The 16,196-nt window shown below is 34.9% G+C and carries 16 protein-coding genes; 2 read left to right on the forward strand and 14 right to left on the reverse strand.

Going from position 1 to position 16,196, the window contains the following annotated elements; translation table 11 throughout:
• Entirely contained in the window at positions 1-1,212 is a 1,212-nt protein-coding gene (locus tag HCN53_RS01785; protein WP_060522754.1) for an RsmB/NOP family class I SAM-dependent RNA methyltransferase, read from the reverse strand.
• A gap of 146 nt (positions 1,213-1,358) precedes the next feature.
• Between HCN53_RS01785 and HCN53_RS01790 the strand changes: the two genes are divergently transcribed.
• On the forward strand, positions 1,359-2,393 hold the full coding sequence (locus tag HCN53_RS01790) for a WD40/YVTN/BNR-like repeat-containing protein (RefSeq protein ID WP_206063930.1): 1,035 nt from the start codon (positions 1,359-1,361) through the stop codon (positions 2,391-2,393).
• Positions 2,394-2,398: 5 nt separating this feature from the next.
• Here the strand turns inward: HCN53_RS01790 and HCN53_RS01795 are convergent, their stop codons facing one another.
• The 8 genes from HCN53_RS01795 to HCN53_RS01830 all read right to left on the reverse strand — a co-directional run bounded on the left by HCN53_RS01795 (position 2,399) and on the right by HCN53_RS01830 (position 11,324).
• A complete protein-coding gene (locus tag HCN53_RS01795) occupies positions 2,399-3,283 on the reverse strand; it encodes a substrate-binding domain-containing protein (protein ID WP_167341810.1) in 885 nt (294 codons plus the stop codon).
• A gap of 27 nt (positions 3,284-3,310) precedes the next feature.
• The gene (gene ppk1 / locus HCN53_RS01800; RefSeq protein WP_167341811.1) at positions 3,311-5,347 is read right to left on the reverse strand and encodes a polyphosphate kinase 1; all 2,037 of its coding nucleotides are present in this window, start codon (positions 5,345-5,347) and stop codon (positions 3,311-3,313) included.
• 55 nt (positions 5,348-5,402) lie between these two features.
• Positions 5,403-6,263 (reverse strand): nucleoside phosphorylase, encoded by an 861-nt coding sequence (locus HCN53_RS01805; RefSeq protein WP_167341812.1) that lies wholly within the window; start codon positions 6,261-6,263, stop codon positions 5,403-5,405.
• A 4-nt stretch (positions 6,264-6,267) separates the two neighbouring features.
• Positions 6,268-6,666, reverse strand: a complete 399-nt coding sequence (locus HCN53_RS01810) for a Rid family detoxifying hydrolase (RefSeq protein ID WP_105018785.1) — start codon at positions 6,664-6,666, stop codon at positions 6,268-6,270.
• Between the two features lie 104 nt (positions 6,667-6,770).
• The gene (locus tag HCN53_RS13140; protein ID WP_167341813.1) at positions 6,771-8,252 is read right to left on the reverse strand and encodes a S8 family peptidase; all 1,482 of its coding nucleotides are present in this window, start codon (positions 8,250-8,252) and stop codon (positions 6,771-6,773) included.
• 314 nt (positions 8,253-8,566) lie between these two features.
• Positions 8,567-9,733, reverse strand: coding sequence for a peptidylprolyl isomerase (locus HCN53_RS01820; RefSeq protein WP_167341814.1), 1,167 nt, complete (start codon positions 9,731-9,733; stop codon positions 8,567-8,569).
• A 15-nt stretch (positions 9,734-9,748) separates the two neighbouring features.
• Positions 9,749-10,330, reverse strand: a complete 582-nt coding sequence (gldI, locus tag HCN53_RS01825; protein WP_167341815.1) for a gliding motility-associated peptidyl-prolyl isomerase GldI — start codon at positions 10,328-10,330, stop codon at positions 9,749-9,751.
• Entirely contained in the window at positions 10,299-11,324 is a 1,026-nt protein-coding gene (locus tag HCN53_RS01830) for a DHH family phosphoesterase (RefSeq protein WP_167341816.1), read from the reverse strand. Before HCN53_RS01830 ends, gldI begins: the two co-directional genes overlap by 32 nt.
• A gap of 122 nt (positions 11,325-11,446) precedes the next feature.
• On the opposite strand from HCN53_RS01830, the gene HCN53_RS01835 reads away from it, so the two are divergent.
• Positions 11,447-11,866 (forward strand): nucleoside-diphosphate kinase, encoded by a 420-nt coding sequence (locus HCN53_RS01835; RefSeq protein ID WP_060522747.1) that lies wholly within the window; start codon positions 11,447-11,449, stop codon positions 11,864-11,866.
• A 101-nt stretch (positions 11,867-11,967) separates the two neighbouring features.
• Here the strand turns inward: HCN53_RS01835 and HCN53_RS01840 are convergent, their stop codons facing one another.
• From HCN53_RS01840 to HCN53_RS01860, 5 genes are all read right to left on the reverse strand, one after another.
• The gene (locus tag HCN53_RS01840; protein ID WP_167341817.1) at positions 11,968-12,966 is read right to left on the reverse strand and encodes a hypothetical protein; all 999 of its coding nucleotides are present in this window, start codon (positions 12,964-12,966) and stop codon (positions 11,968-11,970) included.
• 320 nt (positions 12,967-13,286) lie between these two features.
• Positions 13,287-13,868, reverse strand: coding sequence for a Maf family nucleotide pyrophosphatase (locus tag HCN53_RS01845; RefSeq protein ID WP_167341818.1), 582 nt, complete (start codon positions 13,866-13,868; stop codon positions 13,287-13,289).
• A gap of 3 nt (positions 13,869-13,871) precedes the next feature.
• Positions 13,872-14,780 (reverse strand): geranylgeranylglycerol-phosphate geranylgeranyltransferase, encoded by a 909-nt coding sequence (locus HCN53_RS01850; RefSeq protein WP_167341819.1) that lies wholly within the window; start codon positions 14,778-14,780, stop codon positions 13,872-13,874.
• Between the two features lie 20 nt (positions 14,781-14,800).
• Positions 14,801-15,331, reverse strand: a complete 531-nt coding sequence (locus HCN53_RS01855; protein WP_167341820.1) for a KdsC family phosphatase — start codon at positions 15,329-15,331, stop codon at positions 14,801-14,803.
• Positions 15,318-16,085 (reverse strand): Rossmann-like and DUF2520 domain-containing protein, encoded by a 768-nt coding sequence (locus HCN53_RS01860; protein ID WP_167341821.1) that lies wholly within the window; start codon positions 16,083-16,085, stop codon positions 15,318-15,320. Before HCN53_RS01860 ends, HCN53_RS01855 begins: the two co-directional genes overlap by 14 nt.
• Positions 16,086-16,196: the final 111 nt, after the last annotated feature.

The raw sequence follows: 16,196 nt of genomic DNA on the forward strand, positions 1-16,196 counted from the left end.
TTATTTTTTACTAAGTCTTGCCATGTAAAATCCGTCAAAACCATCCAGGTGTGCGAATAGGCTTTTTTCTTCTTCAAGTTCAAATTCTTTACCAATTTCTGATTCTAGAAATGTTTTTACTTGATCCTGATTTTCTGAAGGTAAAATGGAGCAAGTTGCGTAAACTAGCTTTCCACCTGATTTAAGTACTTTAGAGTAAGATTGTAAAATTTCTTGTTGAGTATTTTGAATCGTTTCTAAAAATTGAGGTTCAAGTTTCCATTTTGCATCCGGATTACGACGTAAAACACCTAATCCACTACATGGAGCATCAATAAGTATACGATCCATTTTTCCATGAAGTTTTTTGATCACTTTAGTCGTATCGATTAATCGGGTCTCTATGTTATGTGCTCCAGCTCTACGTGCTCTGCGTTTCAATTCTTTTAACTTACTAGAATAAATATCCGTCGCAATTATTTGACCTTTATTTTGTGTGAGCGCAGCAAGATGTAATGTTTTTCCACCAGCACCAGCGCAAGCATCTAGAATTCTCATGCCTGGTTCTACCTGTAAAAATGGTGCTATTTTTTGACTACCTGCATCTTGGACTTCAAATAGGCCATCTTGAAATTCTGGAAGACTAAAAACATTAGCTCTTTCCCTTAAAACTAAAGCATTAGGGAATTCTGGTGAAATATCAGTAGCGATGTCGTGAGCAACCAATTTTTCTTTTAAGGTGTTGATATCAGTTTTTAATTCATTGACTCTTAATACTACGTTTGCTTGTTCATTAAGCGCGTGCAGTTCTTTTTCCCAAAAGGACTCTTCTAATTGATTAAGAGCAAGCTCATCCATCCAGTTGGGAATAGATTCACGCATCACTCTTTTTTTTCTTAATTCGTCAAAACGACCTTTAATTCTTCTTACGGGTGTATTATAGTATTCTTCCCAAGCAGGTAAATCATGTCCCTTTAAAATAATCCAAACACTTGTAAGTCTCCACAAATCTTGAGGCTTAAAAGGTTCTTGAACGTCTGCTATAGCACTATATAATCGTTTGTATCGTACAATGTCATAAGTAGTTTCTGCGATGAATGCACGATCCCTGGAACCCCATCGAGTATCTTTCTTTAAAATCTTTTGTATGGCTTGATCTGCATACTTGCCATCATTAAAAATATTATGTAACGCTTGAGTAGTTGCAACTACTAGGTTGTGGTGAAATCTCATTTTGCAAAATTACTATTATCCTTATTCAAATTAGCTTGTCTTAACTTATTTTTACTCACACAACCTATTATATCTATAAAATGAAATATTTTTCAACCATCTTCGCCTTAATATTTATTGTGTCGCTGTTAGGCTGCAAACAGAATATGAAAGATGAGAACTCTATGACAAGCGAGAATTCGATTGGAGCTGTCACAACAATCGAAATTAATAACTTGGTAACAGATTCTATTAGCATAAGGGCACTAGAATACGGTGATGGTAAGTACTGGTATGGTGGAAGTAAAGGTAACTACGGTTCCATCGACCCTAAAGACTTAAGCATCGATAAAGGTATTATCAAGGTCAATGATTCGTTAGATGTTCAATTCAGATCTATAGCTGTTACTAATCAATATACCTACATTTTAAGTGCTGGTAGTCCAGCGTTGTTATATAGAATAACACATGCAAATGATAATATTGAACTTCTTCTATCACAATCTGGTGACGATGTTTTTTATGATAGTATGAAGTTTTGGGATGATGAAGAAGGTATAATAATGGGTGATCCTCAAGGTGAGGATGAGTTTGATCGTTGTATAGCCATTCTTAAAACGGAAAATGGTGGTAAAGAGTTTGGACAGTTGGATTGCTTTAAATTACCAGATTATATAGATGGTGAGGCAGGTTTTGCAGCGAGTAATTCAAATATGAAAATTTTAAATGACCATGTTTGGATTGCTACTGGTGGCAAAGCAGCAAGAGTGTTGTACAGTTATGACAGAGGAGTTAATTGGGAAGAATATCAAACACCAATTATTGCCGGAAGTCAGATGACCGGAATATTTGCAATGGATTTTTATGATGAAAAAACCGGTGTGATTATAGGTGGAGATTGGGAAAACCCTGAAGATAACAAATACAATAAGGCTATAACTAAAAACGGTGGTCGCAGCTGGAAACTTCTTTCCTCTGGTGATGGACCAGGATATTGTAGTGACATACAGTTTGTTCCAAATACGCAAGGAAATGAATTACTAGCCACGGGCTCACAAGGTATTTGGTGGAGTGGAGATCAAGGCACTACTTGGAGAAAACTTACTGATGATGGTTATTACACGGCAAGCATGATTAATCAAAATGAAGGAATGATAGCTGGTAATGGGAAAATATCTAGTTTTAAGCTTAAAAGAGAATAGTTGGATTAATCTTCCATCTCTTGTTCATACTTTGGAAGGTCTTTGATAAGCTCTTCCAATTTTACTTCTTTATCAATAATTCCTACAGCTGTAAATTCTTCTAATATAGTATCTACAGTAGTATCCCATAGTTGATCGTCACTATATTTGGTACGTAGCATCCATTGTTGAACATCTCCTACTTGTAAATCGTAATGAGCAGCAATAGTTCTATCTATACTTGGAATCAATTTAAAGTCGGCAGTGTATGTGTTTATCACATAAAGCATTTTGCTTAACGCTTCCTCTTTTTCTTTGATACTTTCTTCTCTTGCTGCAATAACAAAACTAGGCCATGGAGTTGCTATGGTTTCCAATCTTTTAAAAACGCCTTTATCTACTAATGGTTGAGTCATATATCGCTCCCATAAAAATAATTGAGCTTTATTGTTAGATAGAGCTTCAACAGCGCCGTCCAAGGTATGAACAAGTTCAAAGTCTAACTCGGTAGTATCCCATCCGTGTTTTTTGGCCATGAGATAGCTCATAAGGTGTGAGCCACTGCCGTAACGACTTATCGCTATTTTACCATCCTCCAACTGTCTAGTGTTATTCGCTTCTATGGTACCAGGAGCATGAACACCCCATAGTAATGGAGTTTGGACATAAACTTGAAGAATTTTTGAAGGGTTTCCAGCGATTATGTCCTTTACAATACCATCGGTGAGTATACATGCCACGTCTAGTTCATCGTCTCGCAACATTTTACTCATTCTTCCCGTTCCTTCAGGAATATCTTGCCATTGTAAATCCAAGCCTACTTTTTCAAAGGCTTTGTCCTCTATTGCTAAGTGCCAAGGTAAATTAAAATGTTCTGGTACTCCGCCTATTCGTATAGTAGTCTTCTTCATAGAAGAAACAAATATACTTTAGAAAAATTAGGAATGAAGTTTTTTTAAGTATTCTCTTATTTCTGTTTGAGAATTTACAACATCTTGTTTTTCAGACTTTCTGAAATTGTTAGATTCACTTTGGTCGTGAATTCTAGCCTTATCTGTGTCATTTAATTGAAGGGTTAAAATTGTGTTTAATTCTTCATAAATTCTCTCGTCATAAATAGGAACAAGAACTTCTATTCTACGATCTAAATTACGCGTCATCCAATCGGCGCTACCAATAAATATTTTAGGATTTCCAGCATTATTAAATTTATAAATACGACCGTGTTCCAAATAGGTGTCTACAATGGAATAACAAGAAATATTTTCACTTAAGTTTTTGAGACCTGGGATTAAACAACTAAAACCTCTAACTAACAAAGTAATAGTAACTCCTGCTTGACTTGCTTTATACAGTAATTCTATGATTCTAGGATCTTCTAATTGATTCATCTTTGCCCAAATAGCAGCTGGTTTACCTAATTGCGCTTCATCAATTTCAGCTCTTATAAGATCTTCAAATGTTTGCCGAGTATTGTAAGGACTTACTAATAGGTGTTTAGGTTTGGGAATAATTAAATCACCTTCCAATACTTTAAATACTTGATATAAATCTTTTGTTATAGGTTTATGAGAAGTAAAAAGTCCGTGATCGCAGTAAACCTTAGCTGTTTTAGAATTAAAATTACCGGTTCCTATGTAAGCATATCTCTTCTTTTCACCATCAATGCGTTTTTGAATAAGTAAAGCTTTACTATGAACTTTAATATTAGGAAAACTCCATATGACACGAGCTCCTTTTTCTTCTAATATTTGGCCCCATTTAATATTGTTTTTTTCATCAAACCTAGCCTTTGCTTCAACAAAAACTACGACCTCTATTTCGTTCTCAACAGCTTCTAAAAGAGCTTGCACTAATTTTGAATCGTCGGCAACTCGATATAGAGATATTTTAATAAACTCTGTTGTATTATCATTTGCAGCTTGATTGACTAGGTTAGAGACATAATCAAAACTCATGAATGGAGTGTGAATGAGTTGGTCCTGTTTATCTATTAAAGCAAAATAGTCCTCGTTGCTTTCAAATTCTTTGTGTTCTATTTCCTTTTTAGGTTCGAGATAAAGATCTGGATTATCGAATGGTTTTGGGAAACTAAAGAAGTCATCAAAGTTATGATAAATACCACCTTTAACTAGATCAATTTTACTCAAATCAAGACTTTTGCGCACATTCTTAATTACTTTGTCAGGAATGCTATCATCATAAAGTAGGCGAGTAGGTTCTCCAATATTACGTTGTTCTAGACTCTTGTAGATTTTTTCTGCTAGAGTTCCTTCGGCAAAATCTTCCACATAAAGCTCGGCATCACGACTTAGTTTAATACTGTAATAACCAGTTATTTCGTTTGAAAAAAAACGATCTAATTGAAGTTTAATAATATCGTCTATAAACGCAATGTGTGCGTGATGATTATCTTTAACTAGGGTTATAAATCGACCAGAATCCTTAGGTATTTTCACAAGGCCATACTTATCTTTATCATTAAATGTAACTAATAAGTATAATCTTTGATTTTCTAGAAAAATGTTACTTTGTGTTCCTGCGTTGATGTAACTGATATCTAGATTATCCTCGTAATGTTCTTTAAACCACTTGTCTGCCAGTAACTTGTGATCGTTTTTTAAACTAATTTCATCGTGTAGATAAATACCATAATCCTCTAATTCTGGCTTAATACTTTCGTGGAATATAGTACCTAAAAAATGCTGTTGCTCTTGGACTTTGGCCAATATTTCTTTTACCAGTTTGGTTGGTTTGGTCTCTAATTTTTTTCGGTACTTTTTTCTTACCTTTTTAAGTTGTCGTAATTGTGAAATACGTACTCTAAAGAACTCATCCAGATTTGATGAGAAAATGGCCATGAATTTAATACGCTCATAGACAGGTAAGTGATCATTGGCTGCTTCTTGGAGCACTCTGTGATTAAAACTTAACCAATTAAGATCTCTATGTCGGTAAGGAAAATCGTATTTCATACAGCTCGTAAATTTAAAAACGAGCTGTGTTTAATTCTGTTATTGTTAGGTTAACTTAACTTAAACAATTAAGTGTAAAGCTGATAAGTTTTTCAACGGTCGCAGCTGGTTGTTCAGAAAAAGAACCTGTAGCTCGATTAGCAAGTATAGCATTTAATGAAACTGCTCTATGACCTAGCAGATTTGCCATGGCATATATTCCAGCGGTCTCCATTTCTAGATTTGTAATGCGCTGGTTGTCATGGTTAAATCCTGCTAATTGATCGTTGAGTTCGTCAAAAGCTGGTTTCAATCTTATAGTTCTACTTTGTGGACCATAAAACCCTACATTGGTTACCGTATTACCATTGATCATTTCTACAGTTTGAAATTTTCTCGCTAGATCTGGATTACAATGTATTACATAAGGATTACTGTGATTGTCGTTGCGCGGTATTTTTTGAGAAATCGCTTTCGCGAAAGCGGAATCACCACCATCATTTTGATACCAGTGATACAGACTGTCAAAACCGATTCCTCGTTGAGATAGTACAAATGAGTCAACAGGAATATCAGGTTGTATGGCACCCGAAGTTCCCACACGAATAATGTCCAAGGAAGTAAGTTTCTCTTTTATTTTACGCGTTTTAAAATCAACATTCACTAAGGCATCCAATTCATTAAAAACGATGTCTATGTTATCCGTTCCAATTCCTGTACTTATAACGCTTATGCGTTTGTTGCGGTATAAACCTGTATGAGTATGAAATTCTCGTTTTGCTACTCTAGTGTCTATTACATCAAAATGTTTGGAAACTTCACTTACACGTTCTGGATCACCAACAGTAATTATGGTAGAAGCTAGTTGTTCTGGCAATAAATTGAGGTGGTAAATACTACCATCATCATTTAGAATAAGTTCTGAGGATTCTAACATGGGATTAAGGCATTTTCTTTGCGATAAATGAAATTTCTACGTTTACGTATTTAGGAAGGTTAGCTACTTCTACTGTTTCTCTGGCAGGAGCTGTTTTATCATCAAAATACGATCCGTACACTTCGTTTACAGTAGCAAAATTTTTCATATCACTCAAAAAAATAGTTGCTTTAATAACATCTTCAAAATTCATATCTGCCTGCTCTAATAAGCTTTCTAGATGTTTCATTACAAGATGTGTTTCTTCTTTTAGATCATCTATTTTAAGTTCGCCGCTTTCTGGATCCATCGCAATTTGACCACTGGTATATAAAGTGTTTTCAAAAGCGTTTACATAGTGTATAGCTTGGTTGTATGGACCAATTGGTGCAGGGGCATTTTTAGTATAAATAATTCTTTTCATAGCAGGTTATTAGAATTGACGTAAAGATACTATCAACAGTCTGATAATAAAAAAAACGACCGCTTTTAAGCAGTCGTTTTCATTTATTAATTCTAAGAGGGATTCTATTGAACGGCTTGTAAGGCGTCAATATTACCGTAACCATAACTAGAATTGCGGTTAGGGTAGAAGTGAGCACTTTGTTTGAGTTTGTTAAGCACTTGAGTTTTTGTCCATGATGGGTTTTTACTCCAAACTAGTGCTGCAATTCCTGCTGTAGTAGCTGTCGCTACACTTGAACCGCCTACGTATTTTTGTTGACCTGTATTAAAGCCTAAAACAGGAACAGTTCTATTGCTATTACTAGCACGCTGCATGGTTACGGTAAAATCAATTTTAGAACCACTATGGCATACATCACAACGGTTGTAGCCATTATCTTTTATACCAGTTACTGCAACTGTCTCACTCATAGAAGCAGGAAAAATTACCCCATACCAATTGGTAAAAGATGTTGAAGTTCCACCTGCAGCAAAAATTAATTTCCCACGACTATTAGCATATCGTACAGCATCTTTAATGTTACCGATACTCCAAACATAACCTATACTCATAGATATGATTTTAACATCACTACGGTTACCTAGAGTTCGTAACGCCTCACTTACACCTTTGCGCTCGTGGTAGTCATTAAGTACTACGTCTTCTGTACTGCGGTAAACTACAAGATTAGAATTATAAGCCACTCCTACTGGTAACTTATCATTATTTCTAGGAGCAGCAGCAACGCTAGCCATTTGAGATCCATGTCCACAACGATCATTTGGCCCATCAACATTATTACTCCACCACCAAGAAGAGTCTATGAAGTTACCGTATCGTTGTACATTTCTACCAGTCGAAGCTCCATCATTAAACCCAGCGTTCATTAGATAGTTATTTGGAGTAAGACCTGTGTCAATTACAGCCAGGGTTACACCAGATCCTGTGCTGTAGTTCCAAGCATCGTCAATGTTGTGAATATTGAAATTCCATGGCATTCTTGCTCCTGGACTTATGTTTGTATAATCAGCGGTATTGATGTTGTCAGGACTTTGGTTGCATCCGCTATTCGATTTTTGTTCTCCTGCCATTTCATAGGAGTAACCTATAGGATCTATATATCTAATGCCTTGTAAATTTTGAAGCGCTTGAATGGTTTCAATTCTAGTAACCGATACTTCCAATTGATAGAAAAAATCGTGATCATCAATAAGTACTTCCTTTTCAGTTAAGGATTCTTTGTCTGCAACTATTTCTAGGATTTGATTTTTAAGGTCGTTAATTTCATTGCTTTTGGTTTCAGCAAAGTAATCATCATCGGTTCCATACCCTATATTAAGCATCATGTCTCCATTCACAGCTGCACTCCATAGAATTTGGGCAGGAGCGTTTGTCCAATCTACATCACCTGTTTCTTGAAGTTGTTGATCTACGTATTTGTTGATTTGTTCAGGAGAAAGCAATTCCTTTTGTTGTGAGCTGTCGCTATTATTGCCTTCGGTTAAATCATCACTACAAGAGTAGAGAATAAATACAGCTATCGCAGCGGTTAAGAGTTTTTTCATGGTTAAAATTTTAAGGGTGATTAAAAATAGGAAGGTTTTATCTATAAATCACGCTTGCTTTTCAAATAATTAGATGTAGTTATTTAATAATTGTTAAAATGTTCATAATTGTCTATAAAAACAATCAACAACTCACATATGTTAAAAAATTAACATTTCGATCTCTTTATGTTAGATAATCCTTGAACGTACCTCTTGTTCGCTTTAAAGTATTGTGGTTATTGTTAGAAGGTTAGTTTTACATTTTGTTAATTAAACGGTATAAAAAAAGCCACCTGGAAAGGTGGCTTTTAATTGTTGATAATTTTCTATTATTATTCGACTGGCAGCAGCTCTAATTCGAAAATCAAATCTGAATTAGCAGGAATTGGACCACGGGCTTGATCACCATAAGCCAATTCTGAAGGAATGAACGCTACAATTTTTTCTCCGTAACTCATACTAGCTATTGCATTTCTAAAACCAGAAACCAATTGCATTTTTTGAGGATCAAATGCCATTTGAATAGGCTTGTAAAAACCACCACGATCTTTACCTAGATTGTAAGCATTAAACTTTAAGGCATACTCTTTATCACTACTGTCAAACATTCTTCCGTTTGTTAGAAAGCCTGAATATGGAATTAAAACAGGTGTTCCTACTTCAGGTTTTGTTCCATTACCTTCTTTAACCACATAAACTTTTACGTCGCTATTAGGTAATTTTTTTGCCTTCTTTTTAAGAGCTGTAAATTCTTTTTCTTTTTCTTCAATCAATTTAGGAGCGTTTTTAGCAAGTTCTGCTATTTTTTCTTGCTCTTTACGAGCTTCCTCCATACGTTCCTGCTCTTTGTCTTTTGAAGTTTGGATATAATCGGCAATAATTTTTGAAGCATCAAATTTTTTAGCCTCTTTACCTTTTCTTATGATTTTAACAGAGTTGATTACCATATCGGTATTCGGTTTGTCACGGAACCCAGTTGGAGTGGTAGCAATAGAATCTACTACTTCTAATCCTTTAATAACCTTTCCAAATACGTTGTAGTTACCATCTAAACTAGGAGTAGGTTTGTGCATGATGAAAAATTGACTTCCATTAGTATTAGGTCCTGCATTTGCCATTGACATAATTCCTTTGGCATCATGTTTAAGTGTATCTACAATTTCCTGATCAAATTTATATCCTACGCTACCACTTCCAGTTCCGGTAGGATCACCTCCTTGGATCATGAAGTTTTCAATAACTCTATGAAAGATTAGACCGTTGTAAAATGGTTTACCTTTAAGTGAGTCTATTACTGCCGGATGATCACCTTCGGCAAGAGCGACAAAGTTTGCTACTGTTGCAGGAGTAGCGTCATGATAAAGCTTTGCAAACATGGTACCTTTAGTGGTGTTTATTTCTGCATATATTCCATCTTCTACTTCTGGATAATCATCATCACACGATGCTGCCATTAATATTAATGATAAAGCAACTAATACTACTTTTAATTTTTTCATTTACTGTTTAATTATTTAATTGTTGGGTATTTGAAATTCAATTTTGTTGTTGGAATCGTTTACGTCAATAAGTTTGATATGACTTTTAAAAGGAATATTTGTTCCTATTTTATTATCATCACCATAATAACCATAGGCTGTGTAAGATGGGAAATAAGCAATCATAGAATCTCCTTTTTGCATTAATTTTAAAGCTTCTCTCATTCCCGTAAAAACACCATACTCTTGTTCCAGAGATTTAGTGATTGGTGATAATTCTTGAGTAGAGTAGATGGTATCGCCATTAAGAGCCAAGACATTATACTCAAAAGTGACCTTATCACCGAATTTAGGTGTAGGAGCATTGTTTTCACTTTTCTTAAACAAGCGGTAGTAAAAACCATTTTGAGAGCGCAACATTGAATCGGCATTGTTTTTAATGGCCTTTTCAATAAGCATTTCTTCTTGCTCTGCTAGTTCTTTATTTCTTTCAATCGAAGATTTTAAATAAGAACTGCTTGATTTTGTTTTTGCTTTACGAGGTATCGTCTCGTTGAAACAGCTGCTTAATGTTAGACTAATTAAACTAAATAGCAGTATGTACCAGTTCTTCTTCATATTGTGGCAAGATACTAATTAATTTATCGACTGTAGCCTTCATATCTAGATCTGATTTTCCTCCAGCGGCATTTAAATGTCCACCGCCATTCCAGTGTTTTCGCGCAAGCGTATTAACATCAAAATTTCCCTTGGAACGCAATGAAGTTTTTATAATACCTTCATCAGCTTTTTGTATAAATATTTGAGCAAAAACTACATCCTTTAAACTTAATGCATAGTTTACAAATCCTTCAGTATCACCTTTCTTAAATCCATTGTCATCTAGTTCCTGTTGAGTAAGAGTAATAAAGGCTGCACGATAATTACTCAAAACGGTCATGTTATTGAGTGCAACACCTAATAATTTAAGCCTGCTTACCGAGTTTGCATCATAAATATTGCGATTAATAGATTCAGCATCGGCACCTTTATCAACGAGTGCTGCCGCTACTCTAAGTGTAGTTGATGTTGTCGATCTATACTTAAAACTTCCTGTGTCAGTCAAAATGCCTGTATACATACTAGCAGCCATTGATGGCGTTATAAACTCTACATGATCCATCATTTCAAAAAAGTGATACATCATCTGGCAGGTACTGCTCATGCCAGTATCGCTATACATATAGGTAGCATATGGATCAGGTTGCTGGTGATGATCAATCATGACAAAGCTAGCTGTTGATTCTTCAAGAATTGTTTGCATTTCACCAGTTCGGTGTAGGGCATTATGATCCAAGCTAAAAATGAGATCGGCTTCCATTATTATGGAATCGGCAAGTTTAGAATCTTTTTCATAATTAATGATCTGTTCTGTATGTGCCATCCATTTTAGAAAATCTGGAAAGTCATTGGGTGAAATCATATGGACTTGATGATTCAATTGTACCAAGTATTCATATAGCGAGGTTATCGAACCTATTGCGTCGCCATCAGGTCCTTTATGAGGTACTATGACAATCTTTTTGGGATGTGATAACTCTTTTTTAAGCGTTGTGATTTGTTGCTCGTTCATAGCGCAAATATAAACAGTGTTGCTAGATGAGCGTAAATGACGGTCACATTAGTTTTTGTATCAATTATTAGGGTATACGTTTAAAAATGCACTACTTTTGCAGCGCATTTAAAAAAGCAAAAATGGCAACAAATAGAACATTTACCATGATTAAGCCAGATGCCGTAGAAGATGGGCATATAGGCGCTATACTTGAAAAAATAACAGCAAGCGGTTTTAGAATCGTAGCTATGAAACTTACTCAAATGACTAAAGCAGATGCTGAGGAGTTTTATGCAATCCACAGTGAGCGTCCATTCTTTGGAGAGCTTGTTGAATTTATGACGCGCGGTCCTATCGTGGCTGCTGTTCTTGAAAAGGATAATGCTGTTGCTGATTTCCGTACGTTAATTGGGGCTACTAATCCTGCTGAAGCTGCAGATGGAACCATCAGAAAAATGTTTGCTAAAAGTGTAGGTGAAAACGCTGTACATGGATCTGATAGTGATGAGAATGCTGCTATTGAAAGCGCTTTCCATTTCTCAGGTCGTGAGATGTTTTAATTAACATTGAACACATATAATAAAATCCACTTTGTAAAAAGTGGATTTTTTTGTTTTTAAGAGTACGCTTTCGCGAAAGCGTAATTACCAACCAACTTATTTTAAAATAGCGGTTCCTCTTTTTGGGCAGTTATAAGTGCGGCTACACGATTAATCTTAATGCGCATGCGCTCAAAGAATTGTGCTCTATCTTTTTCTCCAGAATGTACCAGTAGTTTTGAACTTTTCATTTGTTGTTCAAAGAAATTAGCTAGTCGGTCACAGGTAGGTTTGTGTTCTACCTTGAGATAGGTAAGAACGGTAAAAGGTGTAAAGAATACGCGTTCATTTTTGGTTTGAACCATAATCGTATTACTCATGGTAAGTAAATCGCTGGTATATAATTGATAACTTGCGGTAGAGTCGTTATTATCGATGGCTTGAGAAATACATTGCTTTTCAACATGGTCAATAATACCGTGTAAATCCTTGCATATTAATAAGGCATGTTTTTCGTCTAGTCTACCAGTTTCAAAATAATACAATATTTGCTGTAGAGAGCCATTTATAGTATTATCATTCCAAAATTCTGTAATATTTATATAATCGTAGGTGCTGCCTAACTCATGGGCAGCCTTAAATAAACTACTAGGACAACGATCTAGAAATTCTGTAAAGGTCAACTTTGCCATAGAACCATTCTCGTTCAAAAATTTCAACCATACATAACACTTGTACTTTGTGATATAGGAATCTTTTAATGTGTAAAATAAAGGAATATCCTTGGCAGAATAGGTAATACTAGCGCTTTTGAGTTTTACAAGCTCCTGAATATTAGATAAGGAAACCTTAAAGTAGCTTTCTAGATCTTCAATGGTAGCAATGTGAGGAGAAACTTGCGTAAGAATACTATTTTGTTCACCGACCTCAAATAGTTTATTTAGCGATAGACGATAATGTTTTGCCAGTATAATAGCCTCATTCAGGCTTAATTTGCTCATTCCATTAACACGTCTGTATGCTGCATCATAATTAATATCAAGAATACCTGATATTTCATCCATGAGATTTTTGTGTTCAGGAATTAACTGCTTGATTTTTCTAAATAGTTGTTCTTGCATGGTTTAAAAGTACATCTTAGAACTAAATCCTATTTGTATATTTTACAAAAAACGTAAATCTTTATTTGCGTTTTGTGAATAATCTAGATACTACTAATTGAATGTCTAACCTTTTTAAGAATCTTTCTTTTTAGAAAAATAGTTATCATAATAATATCTAATCAACTCACTTACAATTAAAATAATAAGGAAGAACAGTACTTCAATTACCCAATTTTCAAAGACAAAACGCTCTAATTGAAAATTAATGTCTGCTCCATAGAATAAACTCCCGAAGATAAGTGCTAAAAGAAAAGATATAGTTAACACTACTCTATTCATTATCTGTTTTTCAAATATTCATACACTTTAGGTAATGGTAGTCCCATGACATTATAATAACAACCTTCTAACTTTTCAATCCCTGTGTATCCTATCCAATCTTGAATTCCATAAGATCCAGCCCGATCGTAAGGTTTGTAACTATGAACATAGTATTCAATTTCTTCTTTACTTAATTTTTTAAAATAAACACTAGTGCAGTCGTAGATAGTATCTTGTCTTTGAGTACTCGTAAAACATACTGAAGTAAAAACCTTGTGTTTCTTTCCACTCATGGCAGTGAGCATTTCAATGGCATGTTCTGTAGTTTTAGGTTTACCTAATGCTTGGTTGTCTAACCATACAATAGTATCACTCGTGATCAGTAGATCCTTTTCCTGTAAAATTCCGTTAAACGCCGAAGCCTTTAATTGCGCGAGGAAATTTGTGATTTGTTCCTCTTTCAAAGCTTTGTCGTAGATCTCTTCCACAGGTCTAGTTTGTATGACAAAATCAAGATCTAGTCCTTTAAGTAGCTCTTGTCTTCTAGGTGATTGAGAGGCAAGAATGATATTGGTCTCTAGGTATTTTTCTTTGAGCATTTTTTACAAATTGTAATTAAGATATACAGCTATTATACCGATTACTAAAACTATTTTCATGATAGTGCTTAGTGTAGTCAACTCTTTATTGACTGTTGTTGACCACAATCTAATTGATACATACATAAGTGGTCCCATAAGACCAAAAACGATCAAGTAAATCATGTACTCTTGATTTATAAAAACAGTAACTACCGAGGTTCCTAATCCTAAAACCACAAGTAAGCTAATTGAAGCGACAATTTTACAAGCCCTAGATCTTCCTAAAAGAATGGGTAAACTATTGCGACCAGCAACTTTATCGCCACTCACATCCACACAATCTTTAATCATTTCCCTAATTAAATTTAGCACAAAAGCTATACTTGCTATCCATACTAATTGCTGCATGATCGCAACAAATAATGCACGATTCTCTTCATTTATTACCGGAAACAGATCAAAAATCCCTGTTATCACAACAACTAATCCTACCATAAAGGATATTAGAATATTACCAACCAGCACCATTTTTTTTACCTGATTGGCATACGAGTATAATAGAAATGCAATAATGATGAATATAGAAGCTAGTACAGGTTTACCAATTCTATTGGCAAGTATAAAACCGCTTATCACTGCTATAACCGTGAGAATTACATAAAATGAAAAGGCATTTTTTTCAGTGATATGTTTTTGGACAATTATTTTATTCGGTTTATTAATCTTGTCGGTAGGCACATCCATAATATCATTGATTACGTTACCACCAGCAACTAGCATCGCAGTTGAAACAATTAAAAGAAAAGCATTTGTTAAATCAAGAGCGGTACCAGTCACCATCGTATCGATAACACCATAAATAATAATACATTGACATAATATTGTAATGACTACATTAAGAGGTCTGGTAAGTAGAAAGTAATATTTCAAAATAGCTTATAACTATGATATTATGAAGATACAGCTTGAACAGCTTGTGTAGCATTCCATTTTCCTTGAACCTTCATTACTTGTTCAATAACATCACGCACACAGCTGTCACCGCCGTTACGATGTGATATGTAGTTGCAAATTGATTTAACTTCTTGAATGGCATCTTGTGGACAAGTAGCCACGCCTGAGTATTCAAGTGCTGGCAGATCTGGCATGTCATCACCCATATAAAGTATCTCTTCTGGTGTTAAATTATGTTTTGCAACATATTCTCGCATTTGCACCGTTTTATCACTGGCGTTTAGAAAAACATCTTCAACGCCTAATCCCATTAATCTGGATTTAACACCATCATTGCGACCACCAGTAATAATACAAACCTTATAACCATTATTGAGGGCAGTTTTAATAGCATATCCGTCTCTTGCATTCATGGTTCTTAATAACTCACCACTTTCAGAAATTAGCAATCTTCCGTCCGTAAGCACACCATCAACATCTAGGATAAAGGTTGTTACATCGTTCAATAATTCTTTATAATTCTTCATACATTTTTTTAATAGATTCTGTAATGGCTAGATACATTTTATGATCTTTTTCTGCCAGTAATTTTAAATGGGTTTCAACTGTTTCTTTATCTCCACGTTTAGCAGGTCCAGTTTGTAAATCTTTTGCCGGTTGATCAATTGTTTTTAAATAAGTTTCTTGACGCAACGCGTTGAGTAGGTCAATGGGAATATCATATTTATTCATAATTTCTTCTGCCTTAGCATAGCAATGGTTTACAAAGTTGTTAGTGTATACAGCTGCTACATGTAAATATTTACGTTGGTCAGAATTTAAGTAATTACGCTTTCGCGAAAGCGTGCTAGCCACCGTTTCTAGTATTTCCTTACTTTCATCATTGTTGTATTCCAGGCAAATGGGTATTTCATTGAAATCAACATCCCTTTGTTTAGAAAAACTTTGCGGCATATAAAAAACCCCATAGTTACTATGCTTCTTGAGTACATTCATAGAGACACTGCCTGAAGTGTGTGCAATGGTAGCGTGACTACTAAGCATAAGTGACACATTTTTTATAGTATCATCTGGGGTAGCAATAAATAGGATATCACACTCAGGTATTGTATATAAATCTGTATATAACTTAGAAGTTAATTGAGGTTCTATTTTTCCAGTACGATTGTAATAACCTACAAGTTTAACTGTTTGTTTTTGAGTGTTTAAAGCGTTTTGCTCAAGTGCTTTACACAAGTGCAATCCTAAGTTTCCAGTTCCTATTACAAAAACACGTATCATAAGCGTAAAAATAAGCACTCTTCATCGACTCACAAACTATGGCAGGTCGGCTTTTGTGAAGTATCTTTGCGGCCGGTAAAATATTCCTGATTTTACCCTTAAAAATTGACT

Source organism: Nonlabens sp. SY33080 (genome assembly GCF_011784885.1).
GTDB classification, from domain to species: Bacteria; Bacteroidota; Bacteroidia; order Flavobacteriales; family Flavobacteriaceae; genus Nonlabens; species Nonlabens tegetincola.

Coding starts and splice junctions, on each gene's coding strand:
- HCN53_RS01840 (WP_167341817.1), bottom strand. CDS start 12,966: ATGCAAGAACAACTATTTAGAAAAATCAAGCAGTTAATTCCTGAACAC.
- HCN53_RS01785 (WP_060522754.1), bottom strand. CDS start 1,212: ATGAGATTTCACCACAACCTAGTAGTTGCAACTACTCAAGCGTTACAT.
- HCN53_RS01795 (WP_167341810.1), bottom strand. CDS start 3,283: ATGAAGAAGACTACTATACGAATAGGCGGAGTACCAGAACATTTTAAT.
- HCN53_RS01810 (WP_105018785.1), bottom strand. CDS start 6,666: ATGAAAAGAATTATTTATACTAAAAATGCCCCTGCACCAATTGGTCCA.
- HCN53_RS01845 (WP_167341818.1), bottom strand. CDS start 13,868: ATGCTCAAAGAAAAATACCTAGAGACCAATATCATTCTTGCCTCTCAA.
- gldI (WP_167341815.1), bottom strand. CDS start 10,330: ATGAAGAAGAACTGGTACATACTGCTATTTAGTTTAATTAGTCTAACA.
- HCN53_RS01820 (WP_167341814.1), bottom strand. CDS start 9,733: ATGAAAAAATTAAAAGTAGTATTAGTTGCTTTATCATTAATATTAATG.
- HCN53_RS01835 (WP_060522747.1), top strand. CDS start 11,447: ATGGCAACAAATAGAACATTTACCATGATTAAGCCAGATGCCGTAGAA.
- ppk1 (WP_167341811.1), bottom strand. CDS start 5,347: ATGAAATACGATTTTCCTTACCGACATAGAGATCTTAATTGGTTAAGT.
- HCN53_RS01830 (WP_167341816.1), bottom strand. CDS start 11,324: ATGAACGAGCAACAAATCACAACGCTTAAAAAAGAGTTATCACATCCC.
- HCN53_RS13140 (WP_167341813.1), bottom strand. CDS start 8,252: ATGAAAAAACTCTTAACCGCTGCGATAGCTGTATTTATTCTCTACTCT.
- HCN53_RS01790 (WP_206063930.1), top strand. CDS start 1,359: ATGAAAGATGAGAACTCTATGACAAGCGAGAATTCGATTGGAGCTGTC.
- HCN53_RS01855 (WP_167341820.1), bottom strand. CDS start 15,331: ATGAAGAATTATAAAGAATTATTGAACGATGTAACAACCTTTATCCTA.
- HCN53_RS01805 (WP_167341812.1), bottom strand. CDS start 6,263: ATGTTAGAATCCTCAGAACTTATTCTAAATGATGATGGTAGTATTTAC.
- HCN53_RS01860 (WP_167341821.1), bottom strand. CDS start 16,085: ATGATACGTGTTTTTGTAATAGGAACTGGAAACTTAGGATTGCACTTG.